Raw genomic sequence first — 22,494 nt, 5'->3', positions numbered from 1 at the left:
GAGTACCCGCGCCCACTACCCTGGCTCCATGCGTGCGCTCTGGGTGTACCTCGCGATCAGCCTCGGGCTGTCCTGGCTCGTCGCCCTGCCGCTGTGGCTCGGCGACGGCCTCGAGACGCCGCGGTTCACCCTGGTGGCCCTGGCGATGATGTGCACCCCGGCGCTGGCGGCGTTCGTCGTCGTCCGGTTCGTCGAGCGACGGCCCCTGGCCCGGTCGCTCGGCCTCGTCCCGGTCCGTCCCTGGGGCCGGTTCTTCGCCTGGATGGGTCTGGCCTTCCTCGTCCCGCTGCTCCTCGTGGCGGCGGCGCTGGTCGTCGCGGCCGCGTCCGGCCTCTACACCACCGACCTCACCGGTTTCTCCGGCCTGCAGGAGACCATCGACGCGCAGTTCGCCGCCCTCGGGGTGACCGAGGAGCTCGAGTTCCCGATCGAGGTCCTCGTGGTCGCCCAGCTCGCCAACATCGTCGTCGGCTCGGTGATCAACCTCGTGCCGGCCCTGGGCGAGGAGATCGGCTGGCGCGGCTGGCTGCTGCCCCGTCTGACCGACCGGTACGGCGTCCTCGTCGCCGTCCTGCTCTCGGGCGTGATCTGGGGTGTCTGGCACGCGCCGCTGGTCCTGCTCGGCTACAACTACCCCGACGCGTCACCGCTGGTGGCGCTCGCGACCATGGTCGGCTTCTGCACCGTGACCGGCGCGGTCTTCTCCTGGCTGCGGATCCGCAGCGGCAACGTCTGGGCGCCCGCGCTGGCGCACGGTTCCCTCAACGCGGCCGCCGGGATGCACGTGCTGTTCGGCGCGGCCGGGACGTCGGTGGACACCACGCAGGCCACCATCCTGGGGTGGAGCGGCTGGATCGTCCCCCTGGTGCTCGTCGCCGTCCTGGCGGCGACGGGACAGTTCCGGCCGCGGCCCTCCGCCGCCGCGAGCGATCGCGAGCCGCTCGGACGCATGGAACTCTGACGACTGGAGGGCCGTGCCGACCGGCATGGCCGTGGCGGCCCCGGCTCGCAAGGCCCGGGCGCACGGAGCGGGGGCGAGGAGATGTCGTGGAGCCCGGGCGTCACCGCCCTGATCGTGGTCGCCGTCGGACTCGTCGCGGCCGGGGTCACGCTGCTGGTCCGTCGCTCGGCACAGCGCCTCGGGACGGTCGACCCGGCTCCGTGGAGCGCCACGCTCTCCTACGTGGCCACGGCCTACGGGATCGTCATCGGCTTCTCCATCCTCTACCTGTTCGGTGCTTTCGCCGACGCCCGCGGAGCGGTCGGCGACGAAGCCACCTCGATCGGGACGGCGTTCGAGGAGGCCGGGCTGTTCGACGACGCCGGCACGGACGTGCGGCACGCCCTCATCTGCTACGCGGAGGCCGCCTCGGCCGACGACTGGCCGGCGATGCGCGAGGGGACGGCGGCCCCGGAGGTCGACGCCGCCTACGCGGATCTCGTGGCGTCGCTGGGGCAGGACGCGCCGGCACTGGAGGGAACCTTCTACTCGGCCGCCGCGACGAACACCGTCGTGCAGATCGGGTCGATCTCGACGGCGCGGGAGACCCGCATCGTCACGGCGGCGACCAGCCTCCCGGTCCTGCTGTGGGGCCTGGTCCTGGGCGGTGGGCTGCTCGTCGTCGTGCTGCTCTTCGTGGTGACGCTGCCGAGCGCTCCGCGCACGCAGGCCGTGCTCGTCGGACTCTCGACGACGTTCACGGCCGTGCTGGTCCTCCTGGTGATGGCGCTGAACAACCCCTTCGCCTCCGGACCGGGCCGGGTCTCACCGACGCTGATCGACGAGACCGTGGTCTCGATGACGCAGTCGGCGCCGGAGCTCGCCGACCTGCCGTGCCCGGCCGGGGGCGGCTCCTGAGCAGGGCGTCGTGCGAACCGGGTCGGATCGGCCTCAGTCCTCCACGGGCCGTCGCCCAGCGGCCCCCTGCCACGGCCACCGGCCGTGCAGCTCGACCATCAGCGACCAGGACAGGAACGTCCGCACGACGACGAGCAGCCCCAGGGCCGCGACGTTCTGCAGCGTCGGCTCGAGCGTGACGGTCCGGATCACGTCGGCGGCGATCAGCAGGTCCAGGCCGAGCAGCAGGCCCCGTCCCACCGACTGCTTGACCTGCTCGACGGCGTCACGCACCCCGGCGGTGCGCAGCACCCTGGCGCCGGTGACGAACGCCGCCACGACGGCGACCGTGATGACGACGATCGCCACGACCTCGATCCACACGGAGATGCTCTCGGCGATGCTCCAGTCGCCGATCGCCGGTACCGCCTCCACGTCGTCCATCCGGGCCTCCCCGTGCCGTCCGGTCGTCTCGCCGATCAGGTCAGGATCTGCAGCGCGTCCCCGAGCAGGCTGACCCCGAGGACGAGCAGGACCACCGCCATCACCGTGGCGTTGTTCGCGATCAACCAGGTCTTGGTGCGGTCCAGCACGGGGGCGAGCCGGCGTCCGGCGACCAGGTAGCCGAGCACCGGGAGCGTCACGGTGAGCGTGGCGAGGGCCGTGACGACGACGACGGCGACGACCGTCTCGCCGGTCGACAGCGGCAGCGCGGCCAGCGAGGCACCCGCGGCCGCGGCGAGGAGCAGGTTCTTGGGGTTCACCGCCGACAGCGCGAGTCCCAGGCCGAGCGCGGCGACGGGACGGAGCTCGTCGATCCGGGACATCCACCCGGGGACGGGCGGCTCGTCGTCGGGACCTGGGCGCCTGGACCACTGCCGACCGGCCAGCACCAGCAGGAGGCCGCCCAGCACGAGCTTGGTCCATCCCACCGCAGTGCCCGGGCCGGTACCGCCGGTCCCGAGTCCGGGCAGGAGCACCACGATCGTGACCACGCCCGCGACCCCGGTGATCCAGGCGAGCAGGAACACGATGCTGTTGACGCGGGCGCGTCCGCTGAAGAGCATCAGGATCACCGCGGCGATCGGGATCGGGCTGATCGCGATGCCGACCGCGTAGCCGAGCGTGACGCCGACCGCCTCACCCATGCCGCCCACCTCCCGATTCACGCTAGACACGCTCCGCCGTCGTTCGCACGCCACCGGCCCGAGGGCGTTGCTAGCGTGGCTCGGGTGGACCGGGCAGAGGTCGTGCGGGCCGTCTTCGACCGGGGCTGGAACGAGCAGCGGTTCGACGTGCTCGTCCCGGCGCTCGGGACGTTCGACCTGCACGTCGAGGGTCGGAGCCGGACGACGTCGCGGCGGTCCACGCGACGCTCCACGGCACCCATCGGGCTCCCTGGCAGGGCCTCGCCCCGACCGGTCGCACGATCGCGGTGGAGCACATGTTCTTCTTCCGGTTCACCGAGGAGCGCATCACCGACGTGTGGGAGATGCTCGACCGTCCGGCGATGACCGCCCAGCTTCAGGGCTGAGGGCCGGGCCGCGGACGGCCGGGTTCACCGGGCCTCGAGGACGAAGAACAGGAAGCCGAAGAACGTCGACCGCTCCCCGGTGCGGACGCGCGGGGGCAGGAGCTCCCGCGGGGTGTCGGGCGACGGTTCGGGCTCGTCGATGGTGGAGATGCTGAACCCGGCGGTGGCGAACTCCTCGGACATCGCCCGCAGGGACCGGTGCCAGAACGTCAGCCACGCCGTCTCGCCGTCGAAGTCGAAGGCCTCCGTGTACGGCCAGACCGCGAAGTGGTCCGCCTCCGGGCGGTCGACCACCTGGTGGACGGGGTGGTTGACCGAGAGGAGGAGACGGCCCCCGGGCCTCAGCACCCGCCGGATCTCGGCCAGCGGGCCGGACCAGTCCTCGAGGTAGTGCAGCACGAGCGAGGCGACGACGTCGTCGAAGGTGCCGTCCGCGAACGGCAGCGGCTCGGCGAGGTCGGCGACGTGCAGCGGCACGCCCTCGCCCAGGTGCTCGCGCGCGAGCTCGATCATCGCCGGGCTGCCGTCGAGCCCGGTCACGTCGGCACCCCGATCACAGAGCTCGGCCGTCAGCGGGCCGGTCCCGCAGCCGGCGTCGAGGATCCGCCGGCCGCGGACGTCGCCGGCCAGCCGGAGCATCGCGGGACGCTCGTAGTAGGTGTTGAACAGGCCCGAGGCGTTCGCCTCCTGGTACTCCCGCGCGAACCGGTCGTAGTGGTCAGCCTGCATGGGTGCCTCCGTCGGCGACTCGACGACCAGCGAAGACGCCACCGTAGCGTGCCGTCGTCGGACGAACTCGCTCTCAGGAATGGGGCATGCTGGCCCGATGGACCTCCAGAAGCTCCGGTATGCCAGCGAGATCCGTCCAGCACAGCTCGTCGATCTCGTCCAGCCGGAGATCAACGGCGGGAAGTGCGACGCGAAGCAGTTCTCGGTGATCGATCAGAACCCAGAGGCCGACACACTTCGCGTCAGTGGTCTCGGACAACGCGATCTCGAGCGCCTCGTCACGGACCATGGTCACCGGTTCACCGCGATCGAGTTCTGGAAGTGCCCGGGGCTGGAGGACCTGACACCGCTGGAGGACCTACCCGACCTTCGCGTCGTCTCGTTCTTCTGGAACCAACGCACGACCCGCCTCTGGAATCTGGCACGCACACCGCACCTGCGAGCGCTACGTCTCGAGGACTTCAGGAGACTCCACCACCTGGACGATCTTCGCGGCGGACGAGCTCTCAGGGAACTTCACCTCGGTGACGCCATCTTTCCCGAGTCGACCTTCGCGACACTGGAGCCTCTGGCCGACCTCACGAGTCTGCGGAGCCTGACCCTGCAACCGAAGCGCGTCGACGACGACCGAGTCCAGCCTCTCGGATCTCTCATCGGCCTGGATAAGCTCTGTGTTCCCGCCAACCTCTTCACAACCGAGCAGTTCGCTTGGCTGCGATCGCGGCTCCCTGCCGCCCTGGAATCGCGCGCGCTGGCCCCGCTCCGGCACCTTGACGAACCCATGGGCCGGGACGGCAAGACCATCGACGTTCTGCTCACCGGCAGGCGCAAGCCCGGCCTCAACTCCGAGCTCGACGCCGCACGGATACGCAGACACGTGGAGAAGTTCTCCGCGATGGTGGCCGCGTTCAAGGAGGATCCGACCCTCGAACCCTCCTGACGGGCCGCGACCGATTCTCTGAACCAGGTCCGCCACACCGTGATGACTGGCAAACTGCCGACAGGACCAGGCCGTGGTCCCACTCGCGGGTCAGGATGTCGTGCAGTTCTTCGCTGTCGCTGGCGACGCAGTAGGGGGTGTGGTCCGGGTGGCGCATCACGAGGTCGACGGGCGCGGCGAGCACGTCCCACGGTTCGATGATGTTGGCCAGGTAACCGCTGAGCCGGAGGTCGACGTACTCGGGGGCCCACCAGGTCCGGAACGCGGTCTGGAGGTCGTCGGGGTGCACTCCCACCCAGACGCCGTAGGTGAAGGTGTGGCCACCGTCGAGGCGGATCGGCGGCAGCGCGCGGACGAACGGCCCGACATCGGGGACCTGCATCATGACCGCCTGCGTCGGGTCCGGATCCGTCGTCCAGACACCCTCGGCCTGGTGCTGACGCTCGGTGCGCAGCACGGGCTCCGGCAGCCGGAAGCGGACGTGTCGATCGTGCGTCTCGGCGGGTCGACCGCAGGTGGCGCACCGGATCATGATGCGCATCGTGGCAGATGGGCTCCGCTCCGGGCAGGGCCGAGACAGTCCTCGGCCCGAACGAAGAAGGCCCCTCACCAGCGTTTCCACTGGTGAGGGGCCTGTCGGAGCCGCCTGTCGGAATCGAACCGACGACCTATTCATTACGAGTGAATCGCTCTACCGACTGAGCTAAGGCGGCGTGCCACGCGCGACAGGGAACGGATCCCGATCAGCGGGCGAGGCAACACTACCCGACGCCGAGGCCGGACTCCAAAGCGATCCGAGCGCCGCCGTCGTCGGATCCGTCACAGCCCGGGCCACGTCGCCGAGCGCGCCGATCGCCTACCTCGGCCGAAGGTTGCCTACCTGGGCCGAAGGTTGCCTACCTGGGCGAAAGGTTGCCTACCTCGCCGGAGAAACGCCTACTTCGGCCCGACCCGGCCTACCGCGGCAACGAGCTGCCTACCTCGGCGGAGGGGTCAGCAGGTGAGGCCGTCCTCGGGCACCGTGCCCTCGACGAGGTAGTTCTCCACGGCGTCGGCGATGCAGTCGTTCGACCGGCCGTAGGCGGTGTGTCCCTCCCCCTCGTAGGTCACCAGGACCCCGGAGTCGAGCGCGTCGGCCATGCCCTCGGACCAGACGTACGGCGTGGCCGGGTCGTTGGTGGTGCCGATGACGACGATCGGGTCGGCCCCGGACGCCGCGACGTCGTACTCCTGCTCGGCCGGCGGGTAGGGCCAGTCGGCGCAGGACAGCCCGCCGTAGCCGAAGAACGACCCCATCGTGGGCGCCGCCTCCTCGATCTCGGCGGCCTCGGCCCGCATCGTCTCGAGGTCCGTGGCGCCGGCGCTGTCCAGGCAGTTGATCGCCGTGAACGCCTCGGTGGAGTTGGTCGCGAACGAGCCGTCGGCGTTGCGGTCGTTGTAGAAGTCCGCCAGGTACAGCAGCGTGTCCCCGGTGCCGACGTTGATGGCCTCGTCGAGCGCCTGGGTGAGCACCGGCCAGCTCTGCTCGGCGTACAGCGTCACCGCGACCCCGTAGAAGGCCAGCGTCTGGGTGACGTCCCGGTCGCCGCTGGTCGGGTAGGGACGGTCGTAGGCGCGGTCCAGGACGTCGCGGACCTGCTGCATGCCGGCGTCGACGGACCCGGTCAACGGGCAGTCGGCCCCGGCCTGGCAGTCGGTGACGTAGGCGCGCAGCGCGTTCTCGAACCCGACGGCCTGGCCGGCCGAGATCTCGTCCGCGTCCAGCGTCGGGTCGATCGCGCCGTCGAGCACCAGCCGGCCCGCACGCTCGGGGAAGAGGCTCGCGTATGTCGCCCCCAGGCTCGTGCCGTAGGAGAAACCGAGGTAGTGCAGCTGCTCGTCGCCGAGCACGGCGCGCAGCAGGTCCATGTCCCTCGCCGCGCTCTGGGTGTCGACCTCGCCGAGCAGCTCACCGGTGTTCGCCGCGCACGCCTCCGCCCAGGCCGCGGTCGACGCGCGCGCGGCCTCGAGACCGTCGTCGGTGGACAGGTCGAAGTCTTCGCTGAGGTACTCGTCCTTGGCCTCGTCGTCGTAGCACTCGACGGCGGTCGAGTCCTGCACCCCGCGCGGGTCGAAGCCGACGATGTCGAAAGACTCGCGCAGCGGCTCGCCGAAGGACCCGTTCTCGACGAAGTCCGCCCCCGAACCGCCGGGTCCGCCGGGGTTGACCAGCAGCGAGCCGACCTTCTCCCCGGTGGCGCGCGTCCGCACCAGCGCGAGCTCGATGCTGCCCGCCTCCGCGTCGTCCCAGGACAGCGGGGCCGTCGCGGTCGCGCACTCGTAGCCGCCGCGGCAGTCCGTCCACTCCAGGTCCTGGGCGTAGAAGTCCTCGAACCCCTCGGGGGCACCGGCCGCCGACGGCGTCATCGGCGCCGCCGTCGTCGCCTCGTCCACGGGCGTCGCGGTCTTGCCGGGCGTCTCCGCCGTGCACCCGGCGAGAGCCAGCGCGGCGACCACGGTCCCGGCCAGCGCGGCGATCCGTCGGGAGGCCGGGAGGTCGGTCTGCGGGGGCGTGCGGCGTGCGGGGAATTTCACCCGCCCAACCTACCGGCCGGAACCGGCCGTGACGGGCACCTTCACCGAACCTTCTCCTGCCGTGATTCTCCCCGCGCGTCCGAGACCCGCGCGTCGGAGTCCGACGCGCGGAAGACGGCCGTCAGCCCTGCGGACGCAGCGCGACCGTCATCGCCTCGACGGCGAGCAGGGGCGCCACGTTGCCCGCCAGCCGCTCGCGCGCCTGGCCGATCGCGTCCATGCGGCGCACCGTCTGCTCCGGTGTCGAGTCGCGGGCCAGCCCGCGCACGGTGGCGGCCTGCTCGGCGTTGACGAGGTCGACGTCCGCGCCGAGCTGCACGACCAGCACGTCCCGGTACAGCGACAGCAGGTCGACCATCGCCCGGTCCAGGACGTCACGCTGGCTGCGGGTCGCCCGGCGCTTCTGGTCGTCCTCGAGCTGCTTGACCTGGGACCGCAGCTTCGGCGGGACGGTCTCACCCTCGGCGACGCCGAGGGCCCGCAGCAGCTCGGCCCGCTCGGCGGCGTCCCGCTCGGTCGTCGCGGCGGTCGCCTCGGCCTTGGCGACCTCGACGAGGTCGGCGGCGGCCAGCACCGCGTCGGGGACCCCGCGGATCCGGCGGGCGATCTCGAGCACGTCCGCCCGACGGCGCCGTGCCTCGGGGTCGCGGGCCAGGCGGCGGGCCATCCCGACGTGGGACTGCGCGGCCTGGGCCGCCTGCAGCGCGACGGCGGGGTCGGTGCCGTCGCGCCGCACCAGCAGCTCGGCGACGTCGCGGGCCGGCGGGACCCGCAGCACGACGCCGCGGCACCGCGAGCGGATCGTCGGCAGGACGTCCTGGCTGCTCGGCGCGCACAGCACCCACACGGTGTGCGCCGGCGGCTCCTCGATCGACTTCAGCAGCACGTTGGTGGTGCGCTCCACCATCCGGTCGGCGTCCTCGACGACGATGACGCGGTACCGCCCCACCGAGGGCGTGCGCGCGGCGGTGGTGATGAGGTCGCGCACCTCGTCGATGGCGATCACGACCTTGTCCGTGGCCACGACCGTCAGGTCCGGGTGCGTCCCGGCGAGCGTGGTGGTGCACTCGCGGCAGTGCCCGCAGCCGCCCTCGGGGCACTGCAGCGCCGCGGCGAACGCCCGCGCGGCGACGGACCGCCCCGAGCCGGGCGGGCCCGTCAGCAACCAGGCGTGGGTCATCGCGGCCGGGTCGGTCGCGGCGCGCCGCAGCACGCCCACGGCCTCCGGCTGGCCGACGACGTCGTCCCACACGGTCACGAGACGTCCTCCGGGTCCGCGCCGGACGGGTCGGCGGGGGCCCGCACCGCGGACACCTCGGGGTCCGCCAGGCGCACGGCCTCCTCGACCACGGGCGTCAGGTCGAGGCGGGAGGCGACGTCGACCCGGATCTGCGCCTGGATGTCGTCGACGGTGCCGGTGGCGTCGATGACGAGCCAGCGGTCCGGGTCGGCGACGGCGCGGCGCAGGAACGCGTCCCGGGTGCGCCGGTGGAAGTCGAGGCCGGCGCGCTCGAGGCGGTCCGGGCGTCCCGCGCGACGGGCCGCGGCCGTGGCGGGGTCGACGTCGAGCAGCACGGTCACGGCGGGCAGCAGCCCGTCGGTGGCCCACAGCGAGAGGTTCTCGACCTCGTCCTGGGAGAGCTCGCGGCCGCCGGACTGGTAGGCGACCGAGGAGTCGAGGTACCGGTCGGTCACCACGACGGCGCCGCGCTCCAGGGCGGGCCGGACCACGGTGGCCACGTGGTGCGCCCGGTCGGTGGCGTAGAGCAGCGCCTCGGTGCGCGGGTCGACGTCGTCGCCGTGCAGGACGGCCCGTCGCAGCTCCGCCCCCAGGGGGGTGCCGCCGGGTTCGCGCGTCAGGACGACCTCGCGGCCCGTGACCGCGCCGAGCCACTCGGCGAGCAGGCGGGCCTGCGTCGACTTGCCGGCGCCGTCGCCGCCCTCGAACGACACGAAGTACCCGGGTGCGCTGCTCACGCCCACACCCTAACCGGGCCCTCCCACAGCCCTCGTGCTGTGGTATTTGTCGCATCCGGGGGTCTCGTGACGCAGGACCCCTCGGGGAGCGGGACGATAGGGACACGACGACTGAAGGGGACGACGATGACCGACGACGGAACGACCACGACGCTCACGGACGACGAGTGCTGGGCCGTGCTCGCCGACCAGCCGATCGGCCGCCTGGCGACGGCCGTCGCCGGTGAGCCGGAGATCTTCCCGGTCTCCCACGCCGTCGCGGACGGGCGCATCTACTTCCTCACCCGACCGGGCAGCAAGCTCGTCGAGGTGACGGTCAACAACCGCGTGGCCTTCGAGGCCGACGAGTGGCGGTTCGACACGGCCTCCAGCGTCGTGCTCAAGGGCACCGCGGAGGTGCTGGAGACGGACGAGGACATCGCCGCCGCCGAGGCGACCGAGCTGGTGCCCTACCTGGACGACGGCAAGAACGTGTGGGTGCGGATCACGCCGACCGAGATCAGCGGCCGCCGGCTGACCCGCTGACGACAGCCCTCCGGAGCGCCGACGGCGCCCCGGAGGGGTACGGGTCACTCCCCCGGGTACGTGACCCCGAGCTGCGCCCGCACGTCGTCGAGGATGCCCATCACCTCGAGCGTGTGGCCCCACGGCATCCGGGCGCTCTCGGTCCGCCCCTCCGCGAGGCAGCGAGCCACCTCGGCCGCCTCGTAGGCCTTGCCCTCGCCGACCGGGGACGTGAACGACCAGCTCGTCCCGTCGTCGCGCACGACGGTGAAGTCGGCCGGGGTGAAGAACCTCTCGGGGATCTCGATGCGGCCGCGGGTGCCGATGATGCGGGCGCCGGCCGCCCCACGGGCGGTCGAGGACGTGTGCAGCACCGCCTGCGCCCCCGAGTCGTAGGACAGGATCATGCTGACGTGGTCGTCGACGCCGGTCTCGGCGAGCGTCCCGCGGGCCACGGTCTCGGCGGGCACCCCCAGCAGGTCGTGGACGAGGGTGATCGGGTAGATCCCGAGGTCGAGCAGCGCGCCGCCCGCCAGCTCCGGGGCGAACAGCCGGTGCGTGGGGTCGTAGTCGCGGTAGACGTCGAAGTCGGCGAGCACCGTGCGCACCTCGCCGATCTCGCCGCGGGCGATCGCCGCACGGATCGCCGCGACGTGCGGCAGGTAGCGGGTCCACACCGCCTCCAGCAGGAACACCCCGGCCTCGCGGGCCGCGTCCAGCAGCGCGCGCGACTCGGCCACGGAGCGGGTCAGCGGCTTCTCCACGAGCACGTGCTTGCCGGCGGCGATCGCGAGCCGCGCGTGCTCCAGGTGGTGCGAGTGCGGGGTGGCGACGTAGACGACGTCGACCTCGTCGTCGGCCACGAGCTCCTCGTACGAGCCGTGCGCCCGCGCGCCGGGGGCGTGCGCGTCGGCGAACGCCTGGGCCTTGTCCACGGAGCGGGAGCCGACGGCGGTCACCCGGGACGCCGTCCGGTCCCGGACGCCGTCGGAGAAGGACCCGGCGATGTTCCCGGCGCCGAGGACGCCCCAACGGATCGCCGGAGCGTCCATCAGGTCGGGGACGGTGCCGAGCAGGTCGTCGGCGGTCAGGCGGGTGGCGTAGGCGGACGGGTCGACGGCGGCGCTGAGGTCGGTCATGGCCCCACCGTATCGGCGCGCTCGCCGTGCGCGGCGGCGATGACCGCGTCCGAGGCGGCCCGCACCCGCTCGAGCTCGTCGAGTCCGAGCCCCGAGGCGGCGACGACCCGCCCCGGCACCTCGACCGCCTCGGCACGGAGAGCCCGGCCGGCCTCGGTCAGGTGCACCTCGACGACCCGACCGTCGGCCGCGGACCGGCGCCGCGCGAGCAGACCCTGGGTCTCCAGCCGCTTGAGCAGCGGCGAGAGCGTGCCCGGGTCGAGGTAGAGCCGGTCGGCGAGTCCGGTCGCCGTGGTGGTGCGTCCGGCGCCGTCGTCCTCCCAGAGCCCGAGCAGCACGAGGTACTGGGGGTGGGTCAGCCCGAGCGGCTCGAGCACCGGGCGGTACAGCGCCACCATCGCGCGCGAGGCCGCCGACAGCGCGAAGCAGACCTGCGCCTCGAGCGCCAGGGGGTCGTCCGGTCGATCCATGCGCTCAGGGTAGGCCGGGACCGCTCGGCAGCATATGGTTGGTGCACCAATCATTGGCGCACCACTGATCAGGGAGATGCCGTGGGACTGTTCCGCCGCCGCCCCGACGACGACCGCACCTGGGGCATGCGGTTCACCGAGTCGTTCCTGCCGGTCTTCGGCCCGGCGTCGATCCGGCGCACCCCGCCCGTCCCGCCGAGCGCGGAGGACCGGGCCCGCGAGGCACGGCTGCGCAGCACCTACGAACGGGTCACGGGTCCGGACGGCCACGCCTACGTCGTCGAGCGCCACCCCGACTGATCGCCCGCCCCGGGACACCGCCATGAGGACACCTGCCACCGCCCTCCCGGTCTCCCTGCGCCTCGGGCAGATCCCCGCGATGCTCAACGCCGAGCTCGCCGACCATCCCGTGTACGACGGCTTCGAGCTCCAGCGGTTCGACGACCCCGAGCGCGGCACGGGGCTGCTCGCGTTCCTCACGCGCCGCGAGGACGGCGCGGTCGACTACTACCCCCAGCGCGGCCTGCGGCTGGACCGCGGCACGTACGCGATCGGCGGCGGGATCCGGTCATGGACCGAGACCGACTTCGACCGGGCCCGGCTGGAGGTCGACGCGGCCGGCACGGTCGCCCAGGTGCGGTTCACCGACGTCGACGGCCGCCTCGTCGAGATCGACGTCGACGACCGGGCGGCCGGACCCCGGCACCCGGCCCGGCTCCTCGCCCCGGTCGGGGCCGACGTCCGCCGCCCCGCCTCGCTGATGCTCGTGTGGATGCCGGAGTTCGACCTGCTCCGTGCGGTCCCGGGCCGCGATCCCGTGGTCCGCATCGGCGGCCGCGACGCCGCGACCGGACGTCTGCCCGCCCGCCGCCTGCACCGCCGGCACCTCGTCAAGACCTCCGGGCGGCTGTGGGTGCTCGAGCTCAACCGCGACGGCGACGACCCCGCGAGCGCCGGAGGTCCCGGCGAGGCCGTCCACGCTGCGGGCACGGACGATCTGCGGGCGGTCCGCCGCACCGTGGACGGGCACACCGCCCGGGTGGAGTTCCGCCCGCCGCTGCCGGACCCGGAGGCCCTCGCCGATGGTGCCCGCGCCACCGGGGCGTGGCGCGTCGGTGTCGACGACGCCGTCCTCACCGGCGGCACCTGGTCCGTCACCGCGACCGGCAGCCGCGTCGAGATCGACCTGGAGGTCACCCAGCGGTGGCGGCCCCGCGGCCTGCCCTGGCTGATGCGCCTGGTCACCACGGCGGTGCCCGTGTTCCGCACCTGGCCCACGACGTACGCGTGGCACGCCGCGATCCCCCGCGACGATCGCGCCCCCGTCACCGCCGCCTGGCGACGCACCGGCTCCGGCGGCGGCGCCGGCTATCGGCGCGCCACGGGCGGCTGACCGCCGCTACTTCTTCGCCGTCGACGACTTCTTCGCGGGAGCCTTCTTCGCCGGCGTCTTCTTGGTCGTCGACTTCTTGGCCGACGCGCTGCGCTTCTTCGGCCCCTGGGCCCGCTTCTCGGCCAGCAGCTCGATCGCCCGCTCGGCGGTGATCGACTCCGGGGTCGCGTCCCGCGGCAGCGTCCGGTTCGTCTCGCCGTCGGTCACGTACGGACCGAACCGGCCGTCCTTGACCACGATGGGCTTGCCGCTGTTCGGGTCGTCGCCGAGCTCCTTCAGCGGCGGCGCGGCCGCCGCCCGGCCGCGGCGCTTGGGCTGGGCGAAGATCTTCAGCGCCTCGTCGAGGGTGATCGTGAAGAGCTGCTCCTCGGACTCGATCGAGCGGGAGTCCTTGTCCTTCTTCAGGTAGGGCCCGTACCGACCGTTCTGCGCGGTGATCTCCTCGCCGGACTCCGGGTCCGTCCCGACCACGCGCGGCAGCGACAGGATCTTCAGCGCGTCCTCGAGCGTCACCGTGTCCAGGGACATCGACTTCAGCAGCGACCCCGTGCGCGGCTTCGGCTGCGCGGCCTTCGCCTTCTTCTGGGCCGCCTGGGACAGGTTCGGGTCGATCTCGGGCAGGTCGAGCTTCTCGGTGACGAAGGGGCCGAACCGGCCGTTCTTCGCCACGATCTCGTTCCCCGAGTCCGGGTCGACGCCGAGCACGCGGCCGTCGTCGGCCCCCGCCTTGAGCAGCTCGCGCGCCCTGGCCACCGTCAGCTCGTCCGGGGCGACGTCGTCGGGCACCGAGGCCCGCGGCGCCTTGCCGTCCTTGCCCGGCTCCGCCTCCAGGTCCTCCAGGTACGGGCCGTACCGGCCCACGCGCACCCGGATGCCCTCGCCGATCTGCACCGAGTTGATCGCCACCGGGTCGATCTCGCCGAGGTTCTCGACGAGGTCGCGCAGGCCGCCCCGGCCGTCCTCGGAGCCCTCGCCGAAGTAGAACCGGGTCAGCCAGGCCAGGCGCTCGCGGTCGCCGGCCGCGATCTGGTCGAGGTCGGCCTCCATCTCGGCGGTGAAGTCGTAGTCGATGAGCCGGGCGAAGTGCTCCTCGAGCAGCCGCACGACGGCGAACGCCAGCCAGGTGGGCACCATGGCCTGGCCCTTGGTGCGCACGTAGCCGCGGTCCTGGATCGTCGAGATCGTCGCGGCGTACGTCGAGGGGCGCCCGATGCCGAGCTCCTCGAGCGCCTTGACCAGCGAGGCCTCCGTGTAGCGCGCGGGCGGGCTCGTGGAGTGCCCGTCGGCGGCGATCTCCGTGCCCGCGAGCGCGTCGCCCTCGGCCATGCGCGGCAGCCGGTTCTCCTGCGGGCCGGACGGCGCGGCACCGCCGCCCTCGGGCGTCTCGACGTCCTTGGACTCCTCGTACGCGGCGAGGAACCCGCGGAACGTGATGACCGTGCCGGAGGCCGAGAACACGGCGTCCGACCCGGTGCGGTCGCCCGCCCCGGAGCCGAGCGTCGCGGCCAGCCGCACGGACGCCGTCGACCCCTTGGCGTCGGCCATCTGCGAGGCCACGGTGCGCTTCCAGATGAGCTCGTAGAGCTTGAACTGGTCGCCCGAGATCTCGCCGGCCACCTGGGCCGGGGTCCGGAACGAGTCGCCGGCGGGACGGATCGCCTCGTGCGCCTCCTGGGCGCCCTTGTTCTTCGAGGCGTAGAGCCGCGGCGCCCCGGGCACGTACTCGGACCCGTACAGCTCGGCGGCCTGCCGCCGGGCGGCGTCGGTCGCCTCGGCGGACAGCGCGGGCGAGTCGGTCCGCATGTAGGTGATGTAGCCGTTCTCGTACAGCGCCTGCGCGGTGCGCATCGTCTGCCGGGAGGCCATGCGCAGCTTGCGCGAGGCCTCCTGCTGCAGCGTCGAGGTCGTGAACGGTGCGGCCGGCTTGCGCGAGTACGGCTTGGTCTCCAGGGACCGGACGGCGAACGCGGCGCCGTCGAGCCCGGCGACGACGGCGTTCGCCCCGGCCTCGTCGAGGTGGGCGACGCCGGTGCGCACCTTGAGGCGGCCCAGGTCGTCGAAGTCGCGGCCCGCGGCCACGCGGTCGCCGTCCAGGCCGGTCAGGCGGGCGCGGAAGAGCTGACCGGCGTCGTCCCCGGACTCCGGGGCGAAGGAGCCCGTCACGTCCCAGTAGTCCGCGGTCACGAACGCCATGCGGTCACGCTCGCGCTCGACCACCAACCGGGTGGCCACGGACTGCACACGCCCGGCGGACAGCCCCTGGCGGACCTTGCGCCACAGCACCGGCGAGACCTCGTAGCCGTACAGGCGGTCCAGGATGCGGCGGGTCTCCTGGGCGTCGACCAGGTCGTGGTCCAGGTCCCGCGTGTTCTCCAGCGCGCGGGTGATGGCCTCGCGGGTGATCTCGTGGAAGACCATCCGGCGGACCGGCACCTTGGGCTTGAGCTCCTCGATGAGGTGCCACGCGATGGCCTCGCCCTCGCGGTCCTCGTCGGTGGCGAGAAAGAGCTCGTCGGCGTTCTTCAGCTCGGCCTTGAGCTCGCGCACCTTGGACTTCTTGTCGGCGTGCACCACGTAGTAGGGGTCGAAGCCGTTGTCGACGTCGACCGCGAACTTCTTGTACGGCCCCTTCTTCATCTCCGCGGGCAGCTCCGAGGGCTGCGGGAGGTCCCGGATGTGGCCGACGCTCGCCTCCACGACGTAGTCGTCGCCGAGGTAGCCCTGGATCTTGCGAGCCTTGGTCGGGGACTCGACGATCACGAGCTTGCGGGCCTGAGGCATCCGTTCCTGCTTTCCGACGGTGAGGGGCGTCCGGTGACGCCGAAGGGGCGTCGCGTCCTGTCACGGTACGACACGGGCGACGACGGCGGAACTCTACCGAGATGCTCCGGCGTCGGCGCGGGGCCGCCCACAGGCCGCTCGCCACCGCTGCTGCGCATCGAGCGTGCCGGCTTCTTCCCCGAGGTCGCGGGACGAGGGAGAACCCAGCACGCTCGATGCCCGGTTCGTCGACTCAGTCCTGCGGACGCGCCGTGGCCTGCCGCACGAGCAGCAGCAGCGCGAACGTCGCCGCGGTCGCGGCCAGCACCCCGAGCACGCCGACCGCGTAGGCGGTGACGTCCTCGCCGATCGGCACGCTCGCGGCGTCGACGAGCCGGACTCCCCCGGCGAAGGCGAGGATCCCGGTCACCAGGGCGCCGAGCAGCATCAGCCCTGCGACGGCGGAGGACCCGGGGGACGAGAAGGCGTGCGGCTCCGGCTCCCCGGAGGGCAGCCGACGTCGACGCGGTGCGACGTCGAGGGAGGACGCCGGCGTCAGGGCGCACACGAGGGCGCCCCAGGCGAGCACGACGAACAGGGCGGCGACGACGTCGGACGGCCGGTGCCACTGCCCCACGAGCGTCGAGACACCGGTGGCCGCGGTGTACGAGGCGCCCAGCAGCGCCACGACCGGCCGCCAGGCGCGCGGCGTGGCGAGCAGCAGCGCGACGGAGACGGAGGCCGCCACCGTGGTGTGCCCGCTGGGCAGCGTGTTGCCGCTGTACCAGCCCGGCAGCAGGTCGGGGCGGGTCAGCACCGAGTGCTTGAGTACCTGGGTGGTCAGGTTGGCCCCGCCCACCAGGACGGCGACCTGGAGCGCGAGGATCCAGCGGCGGCGGACGACGGCGACGAGCATCGCCGCGCCGATCCCCGCGACCACGAAGGCCACCGAGACGACGTCGAGCACGGGTTCGGCGACGCGCCACAGGCTGTCCTGCCCGTACAGCGCGCCGTCGCGGGCCAGGTCGTCCAGCTGCTGGCCCGGCAGGGTCGTGACGAACACCCGGTAGGTCAGCCAGACCGCGAGGACGGCGACGAGCGCGACGGCGGCCGCGGCGACCTGAGCGCCCGGACGGGTCTCGGGGCGCGGCGGCGCGACGAGCCGCGCGACCGGCGAGGGGGCCGGGGCAGGTGCCGGCGCGGTCGCACCGCCCCCGCCGGGGGGCACCGCGACCGGAGCGTGCCGGGAGTCGCCGTTCATGCAGGTCAGCGTAACCAGTTCGTGTGAGGGTCCGGTGGACGGCCGGTGGGATCTCCGGACGGGAAACCCGGCGGACGCGACCGCGGGCTCAGGTCGGCCGCGGCGCGTACATGATGACGGCGACGCCGACGAGGCACACGACCGCGCCGATCACGTCCCACCGGTCCGGCCGGAAGCCGTCGACCACCATCCCCCACACCAGGGAGCCCGCGACGAAGACGCCGCCGTAGGCCGCGAGGATCCGCCCGAAGTGCGCGTCCGGCTGCAGGGTGGCGAAGAACCCGTACAGCCCCAGCGCGATGACGCCGAGGCCGATCCACAGCCAGCCACGGTGCTCGCGGACGCCCTGCCACACCAACCAGGCACCGCCGATCTCGAACAGCGCCGCGGCCGCGAACAGGACGACAGATCTCAGGATGGTCATGGTCCAGTCTCCCGCTACCGGCCGAAGAGCTGGGTCCACCAGGGGCCGCCCGCACCGGCGACCGTGCCGAGCCCGTGCCGGGTGTGCGAGCACTCGAGGATGTTGGCGCGGTGCCCGGGGCTGTCCATCCACGCCTCGACGACGGCCGCGGCGTCCGGCTGTCCGCGCGCGATGTTCTCGGCCGCCAGACCGCTCACCCCCGCGGCGTCCGCGCGGTCCCACGGCGTGCGGCCGTCGGGATCGGTGTGGTCGAAGTAGTCGCGCGACCGCATGTCCTCCGAGTGCGCGGCAGCGAGGCCGTCCAGCGCGGGGTCGGCGACGAGGGCGCTGCAGCCGGCCCCCGCCCGCTCGACGTTGACGAGCTCCAGCACCCGGTCGGCGACCGCGGACCTGGTACCGGAGCCACCGGCGGCTCCGTCGTCGGGCCCGTCGCCGGAACCGTCGTCGGGCCGGTCGGCCGGGGTCGGCCCGGTGTCCCGCGGCGCCTCGTCCTGCGCCGACGACGACGGCGCGGCCGGTTGCACCTCGATCGCGCGGTCGGCGTCGGTCCGCGACCGTTCGCCGTCGACGACGATGCCCTGCTCCGGGCTCTCCGTGGCGGCCGACGGCGTCGACGCCACCGGCGAGGTCGCGGACAGCGCCGTGCCGAGGGCCGGCACGTCGGCAGGCGCGGCGGCCGGCGCGCCGGTCGCGGCACCGGAGGCGGCGTGGTGCGGTGCCACCCGCAGCCCGTCGGGCACGAGGAGCACCAGCAGCGCCAGGAGCCCGAGGCCGACGGCGAAGGCCGCCGCGAGCGCCGCGAGCTGGCGCCACCAGGTCGAGGCTCGCCGGGGACTGGTCACCGCAGCACGCTATCGAGACGTGCGGCCGCTGCCCAGGGCCGGGCGGGGCCCGGCCGTCGGACGGGGACGCGCCGTCGCGGGCCGGAGTCGTCAGTCCGCGACGCGCTCGGCGAGGTAGCGCGCGTAGGCCGGCGTGCGTTCCACGGCCTGCCGGTGCGCCTCGTGGGCGGCGGCCTGCACGACGTCGACGTCGAACCGGGACGCGGCGTCCCGGCGCCAGCCGACGTACTGCGTCCAGGCCAGCGGCTCGCCCTCCAGGGCCACCGGCGTCACCCCGGGCTGGTCGAGCAGCAGCGGCTGCACGAGCCCGACGGCGTGGTTGCCCCGGACCTGCTCGATGGCCGAGGCCCGCTCGGTCTCGCTGACCTCCCGCGGGGTGAAGCCGGACCGCACGCAGGCCGCGACGAAGCAGCGCTCGAAGCAGCCCTCGCCCGGCGCGGAGAGCCAGTACTCGCTCGCCAGCTCGCCGAGCGGGACGACGGTGTTCCCGGCGAGCCGGTGCTCGTCGGAGAGCAGCACGAACACGGGGTCGGTGAACAGGCGTGTCCACACGACGTCGCCCTCGGTGGGGAGCACCTCGTTCTCGCAGGCGCCGACGAGCGCGAGGTCGAGGTCGCCGGCGGCCAGCCGCCGGTTGGCCTCCTGCGCCGACCAGGCCGTGAAGGACGTCAGCGCGATCCCGGTCAGGTCGGCCCGCAGCCGGTTGAGGAAGATGCCGCCCAGCACCGTCGCGACGGTGCCGACCCGGAGCGAGGTCACGACGTCGGTCCGGCCGCTGACGTGGCGACGCACGTCCTCGCCGAAGGCGTCCATCGCGGGCAGCAGGACGCGGGCGTGCCGCAGCACGAGGTCGCCGAGCGTGGTCGGGCGGGCGCCCCGGCGGTCGCGGACGAACACCGAGCCGCCGAGGGCGTCGTCGATGCGGTTGAGCTGCGCCGTCAGCGCGGGTTGCGCCATGCCCAGGGCAGCGGCCGCCCGGGTCACGCTGCCGTGCTCCGCGACGACGGTCACCAGCCGCAGGTGGCGGAGGTCGATCTCCATACCGGGATGGTATCGGGATCATCGCGTCGGGGGGATGGTGGGCGCCTGACGGGCACGCGCCGTCCGCCAGACGGACGGACACACGGACGACATACTGCACCTGGGAGCAATGGTGCCGCACGACGGCAGAAGGAGTCATCATGGCAGAACGCGTGACGTTCGCGAGCAGCACCGGACCGGCACTGGCCGGCATCATCGACGAGCCCGAGGGGGAGGTCCGCGGCTGGGGCGTGTTCGTCCACGGCTTCACGCTCGGCAAGGACTCCCCCGCGGCGGCCCGCATCTCCAAGCAGCTCGCGGCCGAGGGCATCGGCATGCTCCGCTTCGACAACCTCGGCCTCGGCGACTCCGAGGGCGACTGGGGTGACGGCTCGTTCACCATCAAGGTGGCCGACGTCGTCAGGGCGGCCGAGTACATGGCCTCCCGCGGGACGCCGGCCGACCTGCTGGTCGGCCACTCCTGGGGCGGCGCGGCCGCCATCGCCGCGGCCCCGGAGCTGCCCGCGGTGCGCGCGGTGGCCACGGTCTGCGCGCCGTTCGACCCGAGCCACGCCGAGAACCACTACGACGACCTCGTCGACCAGGTGCTCGAGGAGGGCAACGCCGTGTGGCAGGTGGGGGGCAAGCGGCTCAACCTCAAGCGCGGCATGGTCGAGGACGTGCGCGAGGCGGACCTGGAGCACCGGATCGCCGAGCTGGACACCCCGCTGATGATCATGCACTCCCCCACGGACCAGACCGTCGGGATCGAGAACGCCAGCCGGATCTTCGCCGCGGCCCGCCACCCGCGCAGCTTCGTCTCCCTGGAGGGCTCCGACCACCTGCTCACCCGGCCGGGTCAGGCGCAGCGCGCGGCGCGGATCATCAGCGCCTGGGCCAACCAGTACCTGCAGCAGGACTGACCGGGCACGTCACCCGCGGCTCGTCAGGACGCGTCGGCCGGCGCGAGGAACCCGTCGCGCACGAGGCCGCGCACCGCGGGCAGCAGCTCCGCGGCGAGGTCGTCCGCGGACACCTCGAGCAGGGCGCCGAGCGCGCCGACGATCTGGCCGACGGTCAGCTCGCCGTCGCAGACCCCGACGAACGCCGCGAGCCCCGTGGAGGCCTGGATCCCGCGGCCGAGCCCGTCGCCCTGACGCACGACGACGACGTTCGGGTCGCTCGCCCCCGGGGTGAGGTAGCGCTCCTCGGTGACGTCGCCGGCGACGACGAGACGCTCGGCGGCCAGCTCGGCGTCCGTGCGCTGCTCGAGCCAGTCGTGCGCGGCCAACGACGCCGCGACGTGCCCGCCCAGGGGCTGACGCAGCGTGCCATGGTGCTCCTCGAGCCGACGCAGGGTCGGCTCGCCGGCGACGGGCCGGCGCAGCGTGACGAGGCCGAAGCCGACGGCCTCGACGTCCCGCGCGTCGAAGTCGTCCAGCCAGGCGCCGTAGGCGGCGGCCCATGCCTCGGGTTCGCGGTCGGGCGTCGTGCCGCCGTCGCGGATCCAGGTCTCGGCGTACTCGGCCGGGTCGAGCAGCTCGCGCTCGATCACCCAGCCGTCCAGACCCGAGGCGTCCAGCCAGGCGCCGACCCTCTCGGTCCACGGCTCGCCGCGCCGGTGCTCCCAGTTGACGAGCATCTGGGCCACCCCGCCCGGGGCCAGCACGGCGCCGACGCCGGTGACGAGGTCGCGCACGAGGTCGTCGGCGGACCGCCCGCCGTCGCGGTACTCGAACGCGCCGATCGCCGCGTCCACGGCGGCACCGGCGGCGCCCGACCGCGGGGTGATGACGAAGGGCGGGTTCGACACGACGAGGTCGAACCGGTCGTCGCGCACGGGGTCCAGCATCGAGCCGGCACGCAGGTCCAGGTCGGCGTCGGCCGCGTTCAGCGCGGCGTTGAAGCGCGCGTAGTCCAGCGCGCGCGTCGAGACGTCGGTGGCGACGACCGTCTCCGCGTGCCGGGCGGCGTGGAGCGCCTGGATGCCGCAGCCGGTGCCCAGGTCGAGCACCCGCGAGACCGGGGTGCGCACCGTGACCTGCGCGAGCGTCGTCGAGGCACCGCCCGCGCCGAGGACGTGGTCGGCGGCGAGGCGACGGCCCGTCGCGAGCTCGCCCAGGTCGCTGGCCAGCCACCACTGCACGGGGCCGCCCGCGTCGGTCGCGGCGTACGGACGCAGGTCGCAGGTCGCCCGGACGGCGTCCGCGGAACCCGCCCCGGCGGTCTCGACCAGCCCGAGCCGCTGCGCACCGTCGGCGCCGACGTCGGGCAGCGCGGCGTCCAGCGCGCTGCGGGTGGTCTCCTGCCCGAGCAGGAACAGTCGTGCCAGGGTCGCCCGGGGGTCGTCGGCCCGACGGGCCAGCACCCGCTCGGCGGGGACGGTCTGCTCGCGGTGCAGTGCGGCGGAGGCCAGCGGACCCAGCAGGTCCTCGACACCGTCGACGGTGTACTCCGCCCCGGCCAGCGCTGACCGCAGCGCGGTCACGTCGCCGGACGGCGCCGGGAGGGTCACTCGCGGCACCCGCCGCCGAGGTACTCGGTGACCTGGCCGTGCGCGGTCGCGGCACGGGCGGTGTCGGCCTCGGAGAAGGTCAGGGTCATGACCGAGGCGACCTCGTCGGCGTCGTCGGTGTCGACGTCGGCCAGGGCGCTCACGGCGCTGTCGAGGTACCCGGTCATGCCGGACCAGCCCTCGACGTCGGGGGCGTCGATCGAGGTGATCGCACGGTGCGCCTCGCGGAAACCGGACACGAGTGCTCGCGGATGCTCCTCGTCGATGCCGGCCAGGGCGCGGTTGGTGTCGGCCCAGACCTGCTGCAGCTCGAGGCACTCCTCGCTCACGGAGGGCGAGGGGGCGGAGCCGCCCCCGTCACCGCCGCCGCTCATCGTCAGGTCGGACCCGATCGAGATGGCCGGCATCGGTTCGGCGGACGCCGCCGCCCCGGCGCCGTCGGAGCTCGGGTCCCCGCTGCTGCAGGCGCCGACGGTCAGCACGGTCGCCAGCGTCGCCGCGAGGGCGACGGCGGCTCGGCGCGAGCGTCGACGAGAGGTCAGCACCGTTCCATGGTGGCCCACGCCGCGCGCGGT

The 22,494-nt window shown here is 73.4% G+C and carries 24 protein-coding genes and 1 tRNA gene; 8 read left to right on the top strand and 17 right to left on the bottom strand.

Annotation, left to right across the window (positions count from 1 at the left end; all coding sequences use genetic code 11):
• Nucleotides 1-28: 28 nt before the first annotated feature.
• Nucleotides 29-961, top strand: coding sequence for a CPBP family intramembrane glutamic endopeptidase (locus PO879_RS02405; RefSeq protein ID WP_278236346.1), 933 nt, complete (start codon nucleotides 29-31; stop codon nucleotides 959-961).
• Nucleotides 962-1,042: 81 nt separating this feature from the next.
• The gene (locus PO879_RS02400; protein ID WP_278236345.1) at nucleotides 1,043-1,858 is read left to right on the top strand and encodes a DUF4239 domain-containing protein; all 816 of its coding nucleotides are present in this window, start codon (nucleotides 1,043-1,045) and stop codon (nucleotides 1,856-1,858) included.
• Between the two features lie 33 nt (nucleotides 1,859-1,891).
• On the opposite strand, the gene PO879_RS02395 is transcribed toward PO879_RS02400, so the two are convergent.
• Nucleotides 1,892-2,281, bottom strand: coding sequence for a DUF1622 domain-containing protein (locus tag PO879_RS02395; protein WP_278236344.1), 390 nt, complete (start codon nucleotides 2,279-2,281; stop codon nucleotides 1,892-1,894).
• Nucleotides 2,282-2,316: 35 nt separating this feature from the next.
• The gene (locus PO879_RS02390) at nucleotides 2,317-2,985 is read right to left on the bottom strand and encodes a GAP family protein (RefSeq protein ID WP_278236343.1); all 669 of its coding nucleotides are present in this window, start codon (nucleotides 2,983-2,985) and stop codon (nucleotides 2,317-2,319) included.
• Nucleotides 2,986-3,110: 125 nt separating this feature from the next.
• Between PO879_RS02390 and PO879_RS02385 the strand changes: the two genes are divergently transcribed.
• Nucleotides 3,111-3,371, top strand: coding sequence for an ester cyclase (locus PO879_RS02385; RefSeq protein WP_278237435.1), 261 nt, complete (start codon nucleotides 3,111-3,113; stop codon nucleotides 3,369-3,371).
• Nucleotides 3,372-3,395: 24 nt separating this feature from the next.
• Here the strand turns inward: PO879_RS02385 and PO879_RS02380 are convergent, their stop codons facing one another.
• A complete protein-coding gene (locus PO879_RS02380; protein ID WP_278236342.1) occupies nucleotides 3,396-4,100 on the bottom strand; it encodes a methyltransferase domain-containing protein in 705 nt (234 codons plus the stop codon).
• Between the two features lie 97 nt (nucleotides 4,101-4,197).
• Here PO879_RS02380 and PO879_RS02375 point away from each other — a divergent pair, with 97 nt between their 5' ends.
• Nucleotides 4,198-5,040 (top strand): hypothetical protein, encoded by an 843-nt coding sequence (locus PO879_RS02375; RefSeq protein ID WP_278236341.1) that lies wholly within the window; start codon nucleotides 4,198-4,200, stop codon nucleotides 5,038-5,040.
• Here PO879_RS02375 and PO879_RS02370 read toward each other — a convergent pair.
• From PO879_RS02370 to tmk, 5 genes are all read right to left on the bottom strand, one after another.
• Complete coding sequence (locus PO879_RS02370; protein WP_278236340.1) at nucleotides 5,009-5,572, bottom strand: DUF2199 domain-containing protein; 564 nt, start codon at nucleotides 5,570-5,572, stop codon at nucleotides 5,009-5,011. The genes PO879_RS02375 and PO879_RS02370 overlap by 32 nt on opposite strands.
• A gap of 108 nt (nucleotides 5,573-5,680) precedes the next feature.
• Nucleotides 5,681-5,753, bottom strand: a tRNA-Thr gene (locus tag PO879_RS02365).
• Between the two features lie 280 nt (nucleotides 5,754-6,033).
• Nucleotides 6,034-7,614: an alpha/beta hydrolase gene (locus tag PO879_RS02360; protein ID WP_347568611.1), complete on the bottom strand. Its 1,581-nt coding sequence runs from the start codon at nucleotides 7,612-7,614 to the stop codon at nucleotides 6,034-6,036.
• Between the two features lie 121 nt (nucleotides 7,615-7,735).
• Nucleotides 7,736-8,872 carry a DNA polymerase III subunit delta' gene (locus PO879_RS02355; RefSeq protein ID WP_278236339.1) on the bottom strand — a complete coding sequence of 379 codons (1,137 nt, stop codon included), beginning with the start codon at nucleotides 8,870-8,872 and terminating at the stop codon, nucleotides 7,736-7,738.
• Entirely contained in the window at nucleotides 8,869-9,591 is a 723-nt protein-coding gene (gene tmk, locus PO879_RS02350; protein WP_278236338.1) for a dTMP kinase, read from the bottom strand. The genes PO879_RS02355 and tmk overlap by 4 nt, the downstream gene beginning before the upstream one ends.
• A gap of 126 nt (nucleotides 9,592-9,717) precedes the next feature.
• Between tmk and PO879_RS02345 the strand changes: the two genes are divergently transcribed.
• Nucleotides 9,718-10,116 (top strand): pyridoxamine 5'-phosphate oxidase family protein, encoded by a 399-nt coding sequence (locus tag PO879_RS02345; protein ID WP_278236337.1) that lies wholly within the window; start codon nucleotides 9,718-9,720, stop codon nucleotides 10,114-10,116.
• A gap of 44 nt (nucleotides 10,117-10,160) precedes the next feature.
• Here the strand turns inward: PO879_RS02345 and PO879_RS02340 are convergent, their stop codons facing one another.
• On the bottom strand, nucleotides 10,161-11,234 hold the full coding sequence (locus PO879_RS02340) for a Gfo/Idh/MocA family oxidoreductase (RefSeq protein WP_278236336.1): 1,074 nt from the start codon (nucleotides 11,232-11,234) through the stop codon (nucleotides 10,161-10,163).
• Nucleotides 11,231-11,704, bottom strand: a complete 474-nt coding sequence (locus PO879_RS02335; protein ID WP_278236335.1) for a MarR family transcriptional regulator — start codon at nucleotides 11,702-11,704, stop codon at nucleotides 11,231-11,233. Before PO879_RS02335 ends, PO879_RS02340 begins: the two co-directional genes overlap by 4 nt.
• 81 nt (nucleotides 11,705-11,785) lie before the next feature.
• Between PO879_RS02335 and PO879_RS02330 the strand changes: the two genes are divergently transcribed.
• Nucleotides 11,786-12,004 carry a hypothetical protein gene (locus PO879_RS02330; RefSeq protein ID WP_278236334.1) on the top strand — a complete coding sequence of 73 codons (219 nt, stop codon included), beginning with the start codon at nucleotides 11,786-11,788 and terminating at the stop codon, nucleotides 12,002-12,004.
• A gap of 22 nt (nucleotides 12,005-12,026) precedes the next feature.
• Nucleotides 12,027-13,097, top strand: coding sequence for a hypothetical protein (locus PO879_RS02325; RefSeq protein ID WP_278236333.1), 1,071 nt, complete (start codon nucleotides 12,027-12,029; stop codon nucleotides 13,095-13,097).
• A gap of 6 nt (nucleotides 13,098-13,103) precedes the next feature.
• On the opposite strand, the gene topA is transcribed toward PO879_RS02325, so the two are convergent.
• From topA to PO879_RS02300, 5 genes are all read right to left on the bottom strand, one after another.
• The gene (gene topA, locus PO879_RS02320) at nucleotides 13,104-15,878 is read right to left on the bottom strand and encodes a type I DNA topoisomerase (RefSeq protein WP_278236332.1); all 2,775 of its coding nucleotides are present in this window, start codon (nucleotides 15,876-15,878) and stop codon (nucleotides 13,104-13,106) included.
• 232 nt (nucleotides 15,879-16,110) lie between these two features.
• The gene (locus PO879_RS02315) at nucleotides 16,111-17,118 is read right to left on the bottom strand and encodes a phosphatase PAP2 family protein (protein ID WP_278236331.1); all 1,008 of its coding nucleotides are present in this window, start codon (nucleotides 17,116-17,118) and stop codon (nucleotides 16,111-16,113) included.
• Between the two features lie 88 nt (nucleotides 17,119-17,206).
• Complete coding sequence (locus tag PO879_RS02310; RefSeq protein WP_278236330.1) at nucleotides 17,207-17,542, bottom strand: YnfA family protein; 336 nt, start codon at nucleotides 17,540-17,542, stop codon at nucleotides 17,207-17,209.
• Between the two features lie 14 nt (nucleotides 17,543-17,556).
• The gene (locus PO879_RS02305) at nucleotides 17,557-18,384 is read right to left on the bottom strand and encodes a CAP domain-containing protein (protein ID WP_278236329.1); all 828 of its coding nucleotides are present in this window, start codon (nucleotides 18,382-18,384) and stop codon (nucleotides 17,557-17,559) included.
• Between the two features lie 90 nt (nucleotides 18,385-18,474).
• Complete coding sequence (locus tag PO879_RS02300) at nucleotides 18,475-19,425, bottom strand: LysR family transcriptional regulator (protein ID WP_278236328.1); 951 nt, start codon at nucleotides 19,423-19,425, stop codon at nucleotides 18,475-18,477.
• A gap of 140 nt (nucleotides 19,426-19,565) precedes the next feature.
• On the opposite strand from PO879_RS02300, the gene PO879_RS02295 reads away from it, so the two are divergent.
• Complete coding sequence (locus tag PO879_RS02295; protein WP_278236327.1) at nucleotides 19,566-20,327, top strand: alpha/beta hydrolase; 762 nt, start codon at nucleotides 19,566-19,568, stop codon at nucleotides 20,325-20,327.
• A 23-nt stretch (nucleotides 20,328-20,350) separates the two neighbouring features.
• Here the strand turns inward: PO879_RS02295 and PO879_RS02290 are convergent, their stop codons facing one another.
• Both PO879_RS02290 and PO879_RS02285 read right to left on the bottom strand, forming a co-directional pair.
• The gene (locus tag PO879_RS02290) at nucleotides 20,351-21,919 is read right to left on the bottom strand and encodes a methyltransferase (protein ID WP_278236326.1); all 1,569 of its coding nucleotides are present in this window, start codon (nucleotides 21,917-21,919) and stop codon (nucleotides 20,351-20,353) included.
• Nucleotides 21,916-22,464 (bottom strand): hypothetical protein, encoded by a 549-nt coding sequence (locus PO879_RS02285; RefSeq protein ID WP_278236325.1) that lies wholly within the window; start codon nucleotides 22,462-22,464, stop codon nucleotides 21,916-21,918. The genes PO879_RS02290 and PO879_RS02285 overlap by 4 nt, the downstream gene beginning before the upstream one ends.
• Nucleotides 22,465-22,494: the final 30 nt, after the last annotated feature.

Origin of the sequence: Isoptericola sp. AK164 (assembly GCF_029643425.1) — a bacterium.
Taxonomy (GTDB): domain Bacteria; phylum Actinomycetota; class Actinomycetes; order Actinomycetales; family Cellulomonadaceae; genus Isoptericola; species Isoptericola haloaureus.
Note: the sequence above shows the minus strand (reverse complement) of the source record. Positions and strands in the feature narration are given on the sequence as shown.

What these genes read in the sequence shown, in the direction of transcription:
- PO879_RS02405 (WP_278236346.1), top strand. Translation starts at nt 29, where the DNA reads ATGCGTGCGCTCTGGGTGTACCTCGCGATCAGCCTCGGGCTGTCCTGG.
- PO879_RS02400 (WP_278236345.1), top strand. Translation starts at nt 1,043, where the DNA reads ATGTCGTGGAGCCCGGGCGTCACCGCCCTGATCGTGGTCGCCGTCGGA.
- PO879_RS02395 (WP_278236344.1), bottom strand. Translation starts at nt 2,281, where the DNA reads ATGGACGACGTGGAGGCGGTACCGGCGATCGGCGACTGGAGCATCGCC.
- PO879_RS02390 (WP_278236343.1), bottom strand. Translation starts at nt 2,985, where the DNA reads ATGGGTGAGGCGGTCGGCGTCACGCTCGGCTACGCGGTCGGCATCGCG.
- PO879_RS02380 (WP_278236342.1), bottom strand. Translation starts at nt 4,100, where the DNA reads ATGCAGGCTGACCACTACGACCGGTTCGCGCGGGAGTACCAGGAGGCG.
- PO879_RS02375 (WP_278236341.1), top strand. Translation starts at nt 4,198, where the DNA reads ATGGACCTCCAGAAGCTCCGGTATGCCAGCGAGATCCGTCCAGCACAG.
- PO879_RS02370 (WP_278236340.1), bottom strand. Translation starts at nt 5,572, where the DNA reads ATGATCCGGTGCGCCACCTGCGGTCGACCCGCCGAGACGCACGATCGA.
- PO879_RS02345 (WP_278236337.1), top strand. Translation starts at nt 9,718, where the DNA reads ATGACCGACGACGGAACGACCACGACGCTCACGGACGACGAGTGCTGG.
- PO879_RS02340 (WP_278236336.1), bottom strand. Translation starts at nt 11,234, where the DNA reads ATGACCGACCTCAGCGCCGCCGTCGACCCGTCCGCCTACGCCACCCGC.
- PO879_RS02335 (WP_278236335.1), bottom strand. Translation starts at nt 11,704, where the DNA reads ATGGATCGACCGGACGACCCCCTGGCGCTCGAGGCGCAGGTCTGCTTC.
- PO879_RS02325 (WP_278236333.1), top strand. Translation starts at nt 12,027, where the DNA reads ATGAGGACACCTGCCACCGCCCTCCCGGTCTCCCTGCGCCTCGGGCAG.
- topA (WP_278236332.1), bottom strand. Translation starts at nt 15,878, where the DNA reads ATGCCTCAGGCCCGCAAGCTCGTGATCGTCGAGTCCCCGACCAAGGCT.
- PO879_RS02315 (WP_278236331.1), bottom strand. Translation starts at nt 17,118, where the DNA reads ATGAACGGCGACTCCCGGCACGCTCCGGTCGCGGTGCCCCCCGGCGGG.
- PO879_RS02310 (WP_278236330.1), bottom strand. Translation starts at nt 17,542, where the DNA reads ATGACCATCCTGAGATCTGTCGTCCTGTTCGCGGCCGCGGCGCTGTTC.
- PO879_RS02300 (WP_278236328.1), bottom strand. Translation starts at nt 19,425, where the DNA reads ATGGAGATCGACCTCCGCCACCTGCGGCTGGTGACCGTCGTCGCGGAG.
- PO879_RS02295 (WP_278236327.1), top strand. Translation starts at nt 19,566, where the DNA reads ATGGCAGAACGCGTGACGTTCGCGAGCAGCACCGGACCGGCACTGGCC.